At 50.9% G+C, this 13525-nt stretch carries 11 protein-coding genes; 5 read left to right on the top strand and 6 right to left on the bottom strand.

All coding sequences use genetic code 11. From position 1 onward, the window contains the following. Nucleotides 1–36: 36 nt before the first annotated feature. A complete protein-coding gene (gene mutY / locus SPL68_RS00625) occupies nt 37–1140 on the top strand; it encodes an A/G-specific adenine glycosylase (protein WP_323813126.1) in 1104 nt (367 codons plus the stop codon). 28 nt (nt 1141–1168) lie between these two features. Continuing rightward, complete coding sequence (locus SPL68_RS00620) at nt 1169–1444, top strand: oxidative damage protection protein (RefSeq protein WP_323813125.1); 276 nt, start codon at nt 1169–1171, stop codon at nt 1442–1444. Between the two features lie 134 nt (nt 1445–1578). On the opposite strand, the gene SPL68_RS00615 is transcribed toward SPL68_RS00620, so the two are convergent. From SPL68_RS00615 to SPL68_RS00590, 6 genes are all read right to left on the bottom strand, one after another. Further along, a complete protein-coding gene (locus SPL68_RS00615) occupies nt 1579–2964 on the bottom strand; it encodes an 8-oxoguanine deaminase (RefSeq protein ID WP_323813124.1) in 1386 nt (461 codons plus the stop codon). A gap of 33 nt (nt 2965–2997) precedes the next feature. Next, on the bottom strand, nt 2998–3711 hold the full coding sequence (locus SPL68_RS00610; protein ID WP_323813123.1) for a TetR/AcrR family transcriptional regulator: 714 nt from the start codon (nt 3709–3711) through the stop codon (nt 2998–3000). A 119-nt stretch (nt 3712–3830) separates the two neighbouring features. Further along, nucleotides 3831–4919: a BMP family ABC transporter substrate-binding protein gene (locus SPL68_RS00605; RefSeq protein ID WP_323813122.1), complete on the bottom strand. Its 1089-nt coding sequence runs from the start codon at nt 4917–4919 to the stop codon at nt 3831–3833. Between the two features lie 54 nt (nt 4920–4973). Beyond that, nucleotides 4974–5900, bottom strand: coding sequence for an ABC transporter permease (locus SPL68_RS00600; RefSeq protein WP_323813121.1), 927 nt, complete (start codon nt 5898–5900; stop codon nt 4974–4976). A gap of 9 nt (nt 5901–5909) precedes the next feature. Beyond that, nucleotides 5910–6995, bottom strand: a complete 1086-nt coding sequence (locus tag SPL68_RS00595; RefSeq protein WP_323813120.1) for an ABC transporter permease — start codon at nt 6993–6995, stop codon at nt 5910–5912. Beyond that, entirely contained in the window at nt 6985–8538 is a 1554-nt protein-coding gene (locus tag SPL68_RS00590) for an ABC transporter ATP-binding protein (RefSeq protein ID WP_323813119.1), read from the bottom strand. Before SPL68_RS00590 ends, SPL68_RS00595 begins: the two co-directional genes overlap by 11 nt. 155 nt (nt 8539–8693) lie before the next feature. Between SPL68_RS00590 and xdhA the strand changes: the two genes are divergently transcribed. The 3 genes from xdhA to xdhC are packed head-to-tail and all read left to right on the top strand — an operon-like array spanning nt 8694 to nt 13508. Beyond that, on the top strand, nt 8694–10292 hold the full coding sequence (gene xdhA / locus SPL68_RS00585; RefSeq protein WP_323813118.1) for a xanthine dehydrogenase small subunit: 1599 nt from the start codon (nt 8694–8696) through the stop codon (nt 10290–10292). Next, nucleotides 10285–12636 (top strand): xanthine dehydrogenase molybdopterin binding subunit, encoded by a 2352-nt coding sequence (gene xdhB / locus SPL68_RS00580; RefSeq protein ID WP_323813117.1) that lies wholly within the window; start codon nt 10285–10287, stop codon nt 12634–12636. The genes xdhA and xdhB overlap by 8 nt, the downstream gene beginning before the upstream one ends. Nucleotides 12637–12638: 2 nt before the next feature. Beyond that, nucleotides 12639–13508 (top strand): xanthine dehydrogenase accessory protein XdhC, encoded by an 870-nt coding sequence (gene xdhC / locus SPL68_RS00575; RefSeq protein ID WP_323813116.1) that lies wholly within the window; start codon nt 12639–12641, stop codon nt 13506–13508. The last annotated feature ends 17 nt before the right edge of the window (nt 13509–13525 follow it).

Below are 13525 nucleotides of genomic sequence, written 5' to 3'. Positions count from 1 at the left end.
AATTCGCGCCCATTCCTCATCATTCCCTGATTTTTTATGGCATCCACTTTTTCTGCGTCCATTTTGAAATGGTTTGATAAGCACGGGCGTAAACATCTGCCTTGGCAGCAAGACATCAGCGCCTATCGCGTGTGGTTGTCAGAAATCATGTTGCAGCAAACCCAGGTCACTACCGTCATTCCCTATTTTGAACGCTTTATTGCACGCTTCCCCAATGTGGAGTCGCTCGCGGCTGCACCTATCGATGAAGTCCTGCATTTGTGGACCGGTTTGGGTTACTACGCGCGTGCACGCAATTTGCACAAGTGCGCGCAGGTGGTGGTGAATCAATACGGCGGTGAGTTTCCAGCGACTGTCGATGCTTTGGCCGATTTGCCTGGCATAGGCCGTTCAACCGCAGGCGCGATTGTGAGCATCGCCTTTCAAAAGCGCGCAGCGATTCTGGATGGCAACGTCAAACGTGTGCTTGCGCGCTATCACGCAGTGGATGGCTGGCCGGGGCAGTTGGATGTAGCCAATCAGTTGTGGGAGATCGCCGAAAATTACACGCCCAAAATCCGCGCTAATCATTACACCCAGGCGATGATGGATATGGGCGCGACCTTGTGTACGCGCAGCAAACCCAAGTGCGAGCTGTGCCCGATCAATATGGGCTGCGTTGCTTTCGGGCAGGGTAATCCGGCGAGTTATCCGGGTAAAAAACCGAAAAAAACCTTGCCGGAAAAATCGGTGCAATTGCTCATGTTGCGCAATCCTGCAGGCGATTTATTGCTGCAACAGCGCCCGGCGCAAGGTATTTGGGGCGGGCTCTGGAGCTTTCCCGAATTGGCGAGTGAAATGGATGCGCAGGAATATGCCGAAGATCATTATGGTGAGGTGATCGCGCAGGAACAGTGGGATACTTATCGTCATACGTTCAGCCATTACCATTTGGATATCACGCCAGTGTTAATCCAATTGGCCAAAACACCGCAAACTATCGGTGAAGCCGCCACACACTGGTACAATCCCCATCAGCCCGATGCTCTGGGGTTGGCTGCACCAGTAAAAAAACTGCTGGAAAAATTGGCGCAGCTAGACCCGCGCGCAGCAACTGCAAAAATGAAAACGCGCAAGAACGCATCTGTTAAATCCAAGTGAAACACCTTTAAAGAAAAGAGAGATACCTATGGCCCGCATGGTTTTTTGCCGCAAATACCAACAAGAACTGGAAGGCTTGGATATGCCACCCTACCCAGGCGCCAAAGGCTTGGATTTATTTAATAATATTTCCAAAAAAGCTTGGCAAGAATGGATGGCACACCAGACGTTGCTGATCAATGAAAAACGTTTAAACGTAATGGAAATGGGCACCAAAGTATATTTAACTGAACAGATGGAAAAGTTTCTGTCCGGTGAAAAAGTCGATGAAGCCGAAGGCTATGTTCCGCCAGAGCAGAAATAATAGCGATTCAATTGAGGGCTTTATGTAAAAGGCTTTTTGAATTGGCTTAGTAAAAGATAAGGTTGTAGAAAAAATAAAAAGCCCGCTCATAGCAATATGAGCGGGCTTTTTGCTAACTAAAGTAGCAGGCGAGTTTAATGCGCAACCATCTCGCGTAAACGTTTTGCGGCGATGCCGTGGCGCGACATAATTTCGTTAATGTCCACATCGACCAATTCGCCATTTTTGACTTTCCAGTCACCGCCGACCATGACGTAATCCGCTTGGTGGGCGCCGCATAAAATGAGTGCCGCGAGTGGGTCGCCGTGGCCGGAGAAGCGGGCTTGGTTTAAATTAAATAAGGCGAGGTCGGCCTGTTTGCCGACGGCGAGTTCGCCGAGTTCGGGGCGATGTAATAATTTTGCGCTGCCACTAGTCGCCAATTGCAGTGCATCGATATGAGTGAAGTTTGCGGAGCCGTAGCGCAATTTTTGCAGCAGCATGGCTTGGCGCACTTCCTGAATCATATTGGAGCCGTCGTTGGAGGCGGAGCCGTCTACGCCTAAACCGACACGCGCGCCGGCGCTGCGTAAATCTCGCGTGCGACACATGCCTGAAGCGAGCAGCATATTCGATGTAGGGCAGTGGCAGACACCGACACAGGCATGGCCCAAGCGTGCGACTTCTTCATCGTTAAAGTGAATGCCATGCGCGAGCCAGACGCGATCATTTAACCAACCTACATCTTCCAAATAATCTACCGGGCGCATACCAAATTGTTGCAGGCAGAAATTGTTTTCATCTTCTGTCTCACCCAAATGCGTATGCAGTGACACATTTTTTTCTTGCGCGAGCTGTGCAGTTGCGCGCATTAAGTCGGGCGTGACCGAAAAAGGTGAGCAGGGCGCGAGCGCAATTTGGCAAAAGGAATTTTCGCTGGTGTCGTGATACTGATTAATCAAACGCTCACTTTCGCTGAGAATTTTTTCATCGCTTTCTACCACTGTATCGGGCGGCAGGCCGCCTTTGGATTGGCCGAGGCTCATGGAGCCGCGCGTTAAAGTAACGCGATTACCAATCGTTTTTGCGGCAGCAACCTGCGCATCAATCGCGTGCGGCATGATGCTGCTGAAAACGTAGTGGTGATCGGCAGCTGTTGTACAGCCGGATAACAATAATTCGCTCAGTGCCAATTGTGTTGATGCAAAAATCGCATCGTCATTTAGATTCGCCCACACAGGGTAGAGCGCTTGCAACCAAGGGAATAATTCCTTGTTGAGTGCACCCGGTAATGCGCGTGTGAGCGTTTGATAAAAGTGATGATGGCAGTTGATCAAGCCCGGCAGGATTACATGGTTGGATGCATCAAAACTGAAATCATAAACACTGTCGGGCGATTGCCCTGCAGCGACCAGTTCGATAATGGTGTTGCCTTGAATCACTATGCCGTTGCTGGCGTCCTGCGTGTTGCCTGTCCAACAGGCGAGTGGGTTTTTAATCCAGACACTGGTGCCTGTTGTGCTGCTAGAAAAACTGGTCATGCTGACAAATCACTGTTTTAAAGATGGGAAAAATTAGTTGATGGTTTCCAGTTCTGGTTCTGCTTGAACGGGCGCTGTTAATCCGCAGCCTTTTAAAATCATCTGGCTTAAGAAATCAGAGATTTCTTTGATCATGTCCGCTTCGTATTCGGCGCGGTTCATTACCGTCAGAATTTTTACATCGAAGTCGGCGTAGTGTTGGGTGGATGACCAGATCAAAAAAATCAAATGCATAGGATCGACTTTATCCATGCGCCCCTGCTCAATCCACTGTTCAATAATTTGCGCGATGCCGCGCACAAACTGGCGCATCTCGGTGCGGATATAGCCTTTTAAATGCGGCGCGCCCTGAATCATTTCCATTGCATACAATTTGGATGCGCGTGGATGGGTGTAAGACAGTTCTACTTTTTTGCGGATAAAACGGTCGAGCACTTCAGCCGGATCATCATCCACAGTAATTTCACCGAGTACGTCGTTCCATAAATTAATAATGTTATCGAGCACCGTTACATACAAATTATCTTTGCTTTTAAAGTAGTAATGCACATTGGCTTTGGGGATGCCTGCGCGGTCGGCGATATTTTGAATGCTCGCACCGCGAAAACCGTTTTGTACAAATTCTTCTTCCGCCGCATTGATAATGTTCGTCAGATTGCGATCGCGAATTTTCCCGGGTTTATATTTTCCGGTGGGCGTTTCGGTTGGATTAAAGTCGGCCGTTGCTTCCGCTTTTTTCGTCACCATAGTCTTGCTGCCTTATTCTTGCTATTACCGTTAATGGACACTGTTGTATTTACGAGATTTTGTATCGCGGCATCACTGCGGTTACTGTTAGCAGTGATGCCGCATTTCGGTAGATAAAATTATTTTGGAATTTTTCCGTCGATACCTTTTACATACCAGTTTTGTTGATGCAATTCTTCATCGCTCAGGGTTTTACCTTCGGCGACTTTTAACTCACCTGCCTGATCGTAAATCGGACCTTGGTAAACTGCGCGAGTGCCGGCGATGATTTCTGCTTTATAGGCATCTACTTTTGCAACAATTTCTTTCGGTACGACTGGATTGATTGGCGAAAGTTGTACTGCACCTTCTTTCAAACCGTCCCAAATTTTTTCCGATTTCCAACTGCCATCCATCACCGCTTTGATCTTCGCGCTGTAGATGCTCTCCCAGTGTTGGGTCGATGAAGTCAAATGGGTTTTAGGGCCGTAGGCGCTCATGTCCGAGTTAAAACCAACGGAGTATATGCCCTTGGCTTCTGCTGCTTGAATCACTGCGGCTGAGTCGGTGTGCATGGTGAGTACATCGGCACCTTGAAGTACCAAACTGTCTGCCGCTTCACGTTCTTTTGCTGGGTCGTGCCAGGTGTTTACCCAAACCACTTTCATTTTTACATCGGGGTTAACCGCTTGCGCGCCGAGCATAAAGGAATTGATGCCGCGAATCACTTCTGGAATCGGAAAGGCGCCGACATAACCGATAACCCCTTTTTTAGTCATGGCACCAGCAACCATTCCGGCGAGGAAGCGGCCTTCGTAATCGCGCGCTTCATAAGCGCCGACGTTTGCGGCAGTTTTGTAGCCGGTGGCGTGTTCAAATTTTACTTTGGGAAACATTTTCGCCACTTTGATGGTGGGGTTCATGTAACCAAATGAGGTGGTGAAAATCAGATCGTATCCGCGTGATGCCATATTGCGAATCACGCGCTCGGCGTCCGCACCTTCAGCAACACTTTCTACAAATGTGGTTTCGATTTTATCGCCAAATTCTTTCTGCACAATTTTGCGCGCTTCATCGTGTTGGTAAGTCCAACCGGCATCGCCAATCGGGCTTACATACACAAAGCCAACTTTTAATGGATCAGCAAAAACACTGGCACTCATGCTCAAGAGTGATGCGGCGGTAACACCAATTAAACTGCTAACTATTTTACGGATGGGCGAAGCCATAACTTTTCCTCTGGTAGTGTTTAATTTTTTAACGTGCAAATCGATGACAATTATTTATTTGGGCGGATGATAGGGCTGCCCGAGTGAGCGCGGTGCAAACAAGCCCTGATTTTGCTGGCGATACATCATCATCACCAACACGATAATCGTGACCAAGTAAGGCAACATGGCGAGCAGGTTGGGCGATATTTCGTAACCATAACCCTGCAGCAGCAAATGCAAAATACTGGCGAAACCAAACAGCCATGCGCCGAGCAGAATGCGTTCGGTGCGCCAGCTGGCGAATACCACCAGCGCCAGTGCAATCCAACCGCGCCCAGCGGCGATACCTTCCGCCCACATGGGCGTATAAGCGAGCGACAAATAGGCGCCCGCCAAACCGGCCATAGCGCCGCCGAACATGACTGCGCAGTAGCGTACCAGCAATACTTTGTAGCCTAGCGCATGGGCGACATCGGGGTTTTCGCCCACGGCGCGAATAATTAATCCCAAGCGGGTATAGCGCATCACCACAAATACGGCGACGAATAAAACCAGCGAGAGATAGACCAGCGCATCCTGTGCAAACAGGGCTTTGCCGATCAGTGGAATATCGCTCAGTAGCGGAATGGCGACGGGTGCAAAACCGGTGACGGTTTGGCCGACGTAAGCCGCGCCGAGAAAGGCGCTCAAGCCGGTGCCGAAAATCGTGAGTGCAAGGCCAGTGGCGACCTGATTGGAGATAAGTGTCAGCGCGATAAAGGCAAACACCAGCGATACCGCGACGCCAGCCGCAACCGCTGCAAGCACACCAAGGCCAAGGCTGCCACCGGCATAGGCGGCAATAAATCCGCAGGCGGCGCCGACCAGAATCATGCCTTCCTGGCCGAGATTTAACACGCCGGAGCGCTCCGACATCATCGCGCCCAGCGCCACTAACAACAGCGGCGTACCGGTGCGCACCATGGCGAAGAGAATGTTTTCTATCAAACTAATGTCCATAACACATGCCTAATTTGCGCTGTCGAGAGCGGCAGTTTTGGTGGGCGAATTGGGTACCAAGCGGTAACTGATCAGCAGATCGCAGGCGAGCAGATAAAACAGCAGCATGCCTTGGAATAATCCGGTAATTGACTTGGGCAGATTTTGATCCAGTTGCGCCATCTCGCCGCCGAGGTAAGTAAGTCCTAACAAGCAGCTGGCGAGCAGGATTCCAAACGGATGCATACGCCCCATAAACACCACGATAATCGCGGCATAGCCATAACCGAGCGAGAGCGTAGGAATCAGCTGGCCGACCGGGCCGTTGGTTTCGGAAATCGCTGCCACACCGGCCATTGCGCCACTAAAACATAGCAATAACCAGATCAGTTGTTTTCCGTTGAATCCGGCAAAACGCGCGGCCTTGTGGTTCTCGCCCATCACCCGCAGTTGGAAGCCGAGCAGTGTGCGGCTGAGCACTACCCAAATCACCACCAGCATAAACAGGGCGATAAACAGCGCGATGGTGACGCGATAATCTTCAAACAGCACTGGCAGCATGGTCTGGCTGGCAAACAATGCGGACTCGGGGAAGTTGAGGCCGTCTGGATCTTTCAGCGGCCCGTGTACCGCCCACAGCAGCAGGTTCACGGCAATGTAATTGAGCATGATGGTGGTGAGGATTTCGTTGGCGTTAAAGCGTGTCAGCAGCAGCGCCGCGATTGCCGCCCAGGCCATACCCGCCAAGGCGCCGCTGAGGATGATGGCAGGCAGAACCCAAAAGCCTTCGCTGTCGGCCAATTGCAAACTCACTGCACCGCCGATCAAGGCGCCAAACACAAACTGACCTTCCGCACCAATGTTCCAGATTTTGGCTTTGAAGCAGAGCGTCAAACCAATCGCGCAGAGCAGCAGTGGTGTGACTTTGACTGCCAGTTCCGAGAGACCGTACAAATCGCTAATCGGCGCGATAAAGAAGGTGTAGAGGCTGGCTAACGGTGGTTTTCCCAGCAGTGCAAACAGCAGCGCGCCCGATACCACCGTCAGCACGAGTGCGAGCAATGGCGACAAATAGACCATCAATTTTGAATCTTGCAGACGTTTCTCAATGCGCATGAGTCACCTCCGCACGAGTGGTGATATCGGCGCCGAATTCGCCGGTCATCCACTGGCCGAGCTGGCCGAGCGGGACTTCTGACTTGGGCGCCAAAGGTGACAAACGCCCGCCGCACAGAGCACCGAGGCGATCCGCCAATAAATAGAGTTCATCCAAATCTTCGCTGATCACCAAAATGGCTGCGCCTTGGTCGCGCAATTTGATCAGCTCCTGATGGATCAGGTTAGCGGCGCCAACATCCACACCCCATGTCGGGTGGAAGCACACCAGCACTTTAGGGCTTTGCATAATTTCGCGGCCGATAATGAATTTTTGCAGGTTGCCGCCCGAGAGACTTTTAGCGCTCGCTGCCGCACCTGTCGCTTTGACTTTAAAGCGTTCGATGATGTCGGCGGCACGCGCGCGAATCATTGGCCAATCGAGCCAGCCGCCTTTGCCAGTCTGGTTGATGTAGCTGGTGAGCAGATTGTTTTCGGTCAGGCTCATATTGCCCAGTGCGCCGCGCCCGATACGATCGGCGGGAACCACCGCCATGCCCAGATTGCGGCGCTGCTGCACGCCACTTTTGCCGATATCGCGCCCATCCAGAATCAGATTGCCGTTGTCGCTGGCCAGTTCGCCGTTGATCAAATCCACCAGCTCATCCTGCCCGTTACCAGCGACACCGGCGAGGCCGAGGATTTCACCGGCATGGAGTTGCAGGTTGATGTCTTGCAGGTGAATCGCAAAGGCATCATGAGGTTTTACTTCGATCTGCTGGAGCGCCAAACGGCACTCGCCCGCAGTACCAGCGGGCATGGAATCTTGCAGGGTTAAATCATCGCCCAGCATCAGCCGCGCCATTTGCGCTGGCGTGGTTTCGCTGGGAATACAGGTGCCGGTCACTTTGCCGCCACGCAGAATGGTGGCCTTGTCGCAGAGTGCATTCACTTCGTGCAATTTGTGCGAGATAAACAAAATGCTGCACCCTTTGCGCGCAAGCTTTTTGAGCACGTCGATAAGCTGCGTCACCTCGGGTGGTGTGAGCACCGCCGTGGGTTCATCGAGGATCAGTAATTGGATGTCTTGCAGCAGACAGCGAATAATTTCTACGCGCTGTTGCTCGCCAACCGAGAGACTGTGAACCAAGCGGTCGGGGTTGATGGCGAGGCCGTATTCATCGCCCACGGCGATAATGCGCTCGCGCAATTTATCGAGCGTGCCGTATTCCGCTGGCGTTAAATAGAGCGCGATATTTTCGGTAACAGTCAGGGTTTCAAACAGTGAGAAGTGTTGAAACACCATGCCCATGCCCAGTTGGCGCGCGTGCGCCGGGCCGCTGATGCTGATCTCCCGTTCATTCCACTGCATTTGCCCCGAGTCGGGCTTTACTACACCGTAGATCATTTTCATCAAGGTGCTTTTACCTGCGCCATTTTCACCCAGCAGTGCGTGTATCTCGCCCGCTCTTACCTGCAAGCTGACCGCATCATTCGCAATGCAGCCGGGGTAAGCCTTGGTTAAGGAGAGTAGTTCAAGGCGCATCGCCTTTTTTTCTGACATCTGTTTATAAACCTGACTAACTGGACAAAAAGATATTCAAGCCAGAGCAATTTGTGTGCCAGCGACCCGATAAACCCTGCTTTTGCAAAAAGCCGATAAAAAATTGTCTGCTTGGCCAGACTTTTGCTTTGTAGGTATTAACGTAGGAGTTAGCAATGCCTGAACAAGGGCGAAATGAACCAGATTGGCAGATATCGGCTATTACCAACTGCTATAAACAAGTAATGGCGATAAATCGATCTGCAGGAGGAAAATCAGTGCAGTTTGTGGTGAACAATAAACAGGTTGAGGTGGATGATGCCGCAGCGGATATGACGCTGCTGCAGTACCTCCGCAGCCAACAACATTTAGTCGGCACCAAAGAGGGTTGTGCCTCGGGTGACTGCGGCGCCTGTACGGTCATGGTGGCGCGTAATGACGAGGGGCACAGCGCGGCTTATATCGCAGTAAATGCCTGCATCTGCCCGCTCGGCAGCCTGCATGGCTGCAGTGTTTTCACGGTGGATGGGCTAGCGGCAGAGGGGGCAGATTTGCATCCGGTACAGGCGGCGATGGTTGAATGCCACGGCTCCCAATGTGGTTTTTGTACCCCCGGTTTTGTGATGTCGCTGACGGCCTTGCATGCCACATCGGGTGACGAGCTGGCCGGTGCAGATTCCGCCATTCAACGCGCCGCTGTACTCGATGCTATTTCGGGAAATTTATGCCGTTGCACCGGTTATCGCCCGATTGTGGAGGCGGGAATTGCAGCTCTTAAAAAACCTAACCAAGTGGCCAGTTTTGTGCAAGAGTGGGACCCGGATGCACCTTTAGCGAGCACAGATGACGAGTCTAGCGAGGCTTCGTGCAAAATCCTGTCTGCTGGCGAAAGTCGTTTTTGGCAGCCTAAAACCGAATCTGAACTGCAAGCGCTATTTGCCACGAATCCTCAAGCGCGTTTAGTGGCAGGTGGAACCGATTTGATACTGGAAGTCACCCAGCTCTATAAATCCCTGCCGCAGCTAATAGATCTGAGCCGTATCGCCAGCCTCAATCAAATCGAAATTAGTGACGATGTGGTAGTGATTGGCGCTGCCGCAACCTATCGCCAAATTGAGCAAACACTTAAATCGCTTTCACCTGAGTTTATCGCGCTGCTCGGTCGCTTGGGCTCACGCCAGATTCGCAACCGCGGCACGCTCGGCGGCAATATCGCCAACGCTTCGCCTATCGCTGATTCACCACCTTATTTATTGGTGTTGGATGCTGAGTTGGAAATTGTGAATAGCAGTGGTGCAACTCGTATTGAGGCGCTCGCGAATTTTTATCACGACTACAAAAAAACCACGCTGGCGCAGGGCGAATATATCGCGCGCATTCGCATCGCCCGTGCAAATCTGAATAAACCGCTGAAATTATTCAAAGTCAGCAAACGCTATGAAGATGATATCTCCGCAGTAATGGGCGCGTTCTGTTGGAGTGACGACGGATTCAAAATCGCTTTCGGCGGTATGGCGGGTATTCCCAAACGTGCGACGGCGACTGAACAGTTTTTATCGGCGCAGTCATGGTGTGATTCAGGTGTGGTCGATGAAGCCCTGCTTGAACAAGCCTGCGATTTATTGCGCAGTGAATTTGCACCTATGACCGATGTGCGCGCGAGTGCAGCCTACCGCATGGCGATGGCCTGCAATCTGCTCAAAAAAGCCTGTTATGAATTTGCCGCCGAAGCCTCCGGCACTGTGATTGAAGAGAGGTTGTTTGATCATGCGTAGAGTCGTTGTTAATGCCGAATTATCACCCGCTATAAAAAATGATATTGGCAATGGTGGCGTTGGTCATTCCATCGCCCATGAATCCGCACACAAACATGTGCGCGGCGCTGCGGAATATGTCGATGATTTACCACTGTTGCCCGGCACTTTATTTGTCGCTACTGGCCAGTCCACCAAACCTCATGCGCGTATTATTGCGATTGATTTATCGGCGGTAAAAGCTGCGCCCGGTGTAGTCGATGTGATTGTGCAAGACGATATTCCCGGCAAGGTAGATGTCGCACCGGTTTATGCAGGCGATCCGTTGCTCGCGGGCGACATTGTTGAATTTATCGGCCAACCAATTTTTGCCGTGGCCGCGACCAGTTTTGCCGCCGCCCAGCGCGCCGCGCTCTTGGCAAAAATTACTTATGAAGATTTGCCTGCGCAATTAACGGTAGAGGATTCTCTCGCTGCGCAAAGTTTTGTGCTGCCGCAACATCAGTTATTGCAAGGCGACCCGGATGCAAATATCGAATCGGCACCACATCAATTAACTGGTGAAATTTATGTGCGCGGGCAGGAACATTTTTATCTTGAAGGCCAAATAAGTGAAGCGCGCTTGACTGAAGACGGCGGCATTCACGTGATTAGTTCATCGCAGCATCCCACTGAAATTCAAAAATTAGTTGCTGAAGCGTTAGCGATTCCGTTTCACAAAGTGGTTGCGGAAGTGCGCCGTATGGGCGGCGGTTTTGGTGGTAAAGAAAGTCAGGCGGCGCCACTTGCCTGTATGGCGGCGCTCTTTGCAAAACGCAATCGCGTTCCGGTGCGCTATCGTATGCCGCGCCGCGATGACATGATTCAAACCGGTAAACGTCACGATTTTTTAAATCGCTGGCGTGTAGGTTTTGATAACGACGGCAAACTGCTCGGCGTTGATATGTTGCTCGCGGGCAAATGTGGATTCTCGCCGGATCTATCCGAAGGTATTGTCGACCGCGCTATGTTCCATGCTGACAATGCCTACTTTTTAAATAATGCGCGCATTCTCGGTTTGCGCTGCAAAACCCACACGGTTTCTAACACTGCATTTCGCGGCTTCGGTGGCCCCAAAGGCATGATGGCGATTGAAACTCTGATGGAAGATATAGCGCGCAAATTGGGTAAAGATCCGCTCGACGTGCGCAAAATAAATTTATATCAACCCGGTGCCGATGAAACACCCTACGGTCAAAAAATCGAACAGCACATGTTGCCGGCTATAATTGAACGCCTGGAAAAAAGTTCTGATTACCGCGCGCGCCGTGCAGCTATTACTGAATTTAATAAAACCCATCGCCAACTGAAAAAAGGCTTGGCGCTCACGCCGGTAAAATTTGGTATTTCCTTTACCGCCAAACATCTCAACCAAGCGGGTGCACTGTTAAATATTTACACCGATGGCAGCATGTTAATCAGTCACGGTGGAACTGAAATGGGGCAGGGGCTTTACACCAAAATCCAGCAAATTGTTGCCAGTGCTTTTGGAGTAAATGTTGCGCGAGTAATGGTGACATCCACCCGCACCGATAAAGTCCCTAACACTTCGCCTACTGCGGCTTCATCCGGTACTGACTTAAATGGTATGGCTGCGAAAGATGCCTGCGATCGCATCAAAGCCGATTTAATTGCCTTTGCTTGTGAGCATTTCAATCTCACGGCTAAACAAATTCAGTTTGGAAATGATCTGGTTGTATTGGGCGATCAGCAATTGGATTTCCCTGCGTTTATCAAGCTCGCCTATTTAAATCGTGTTGCGCTTTCTGCAACGGGTCACTATCGCACGCCAAAAATTCACTACAACCGCGAAACTGCCAAAGGTCAGCCCTTTTTATATTTCGCCAATGGTGCATCGGTGAGTGAAGTGACTATCGATTGTTTAACCGGTGAATACAAAGTGGATCGCATTGATGTGCTGCACGATGTGGGCAAGTCATTAAATCCGGCAATTGATATTGGCCAAATTGAAGGTGGATTTATTCAAGGTATGGGCTGGCTTACCACTGAAGAATTATTGTGGGATGACAAAGGCCGCATTATTTCCAACAGCCCGGCCAATTACAAAATTCCCACGGCATTTGATGTGCCGGAACAATTTAATGTGGAATTGTTCGACGAGCCCAATTTGGAAAACACCATTCACTTATCCAAAGCCGTGGGTGAGCCGCCGTTGATGTTGGCGATTTCCGTATGGGCTGCATTGCGTGATGCCTGCAGCAGCATTGCAAATTATCAATTTAGTCCACGTTTGGATACGCCTGCAACACCCGAGCGAGTTTTCTGGGCGTTACAAGAATGCGCTGCTTTTAATAAGGAGCAATAGTCATGGCATTACTCAGCTGGTCAAATGCAATTCAACACTGCCAACAAGCAGGTGGCGCTTATGTGATCGCAACAGTGATCAACACGCAAGGGTCAACACCGCGCGACGGAGGCAGCAAAATGGTGATCACTGCCGATACCACTTACGACACCATCGGCGGTGGCCAGCTGGAATTTTTATTAGTGCAGCAGGCGCGTGAGTTGATTGCGCAAAACAAAACCTGTCAGTTGCTAAAAGCGATTCCACTTGCCGCAGAAGCTGCGCAGTGTTGCGGCGGCAATGTCACTGTGATGTTGGAATCTTTTGCATCTTGCCAATGGCAGATTGCACTCTTCGGTGCGGGGCATGTGTGTCAGTCGCTGGTGGCGATTCTTGCGGGCTTACCATGCCAGGTGCGGGTTATCGATAATCGCCCGGAATTAATGACGCAACCGTTGCCTGCTAATTGCAACTACGAATTCCATGCGGATCCGGTACAGGCAATTGCACAATTGCCAGAGCAATGTTGGTCGGTGATTTTTACACACGACCACGCGTTGGATTTTTCTTTGTGCAGTGAATTCTTACGCAGCGGGCCAGAAAAAAACTGGGGCTACTTGGGGTTGATTGGCTCGCAAACCAAAGCGCTGCGCTTTCGCAAGCGTTTAAGCGATGCCGGTTTTAGCAGTATGGCGATCGACAATATGTACAGCCCGATTGGTTTGCCGGAAGTAAAAGGCAAGTTGCCAATGGAAGTTGCTGTTTCCATTGCCGCGCAATTGCAAAGTCTCTATTACCAAAATACACCAGACAACCGCGCGCAATCCAGTTCATGGCGTGAAATTAAAACCTTACTGCAAACTAAACAAGCAACTCACATTTTGTGTGAATAAATTAATTGATAGGTTGC

The sequence above is a fragment of the Cellvibrio chitinivorans genome, assembly GCF_035117775.1.
Taxonomy (GTDB): domain Bacteria; phylum Pseudomonadota; class Gammaproteobacteria; order Pseudomonadales; family Cellvibrionaceae; genus Cellvibrio; species Cellvibrio chitinivorans.
Note: the sequence above shows the minus strand (reverse complement) of the source record. Positions and strands in the feature narration are given on the sequence as shown.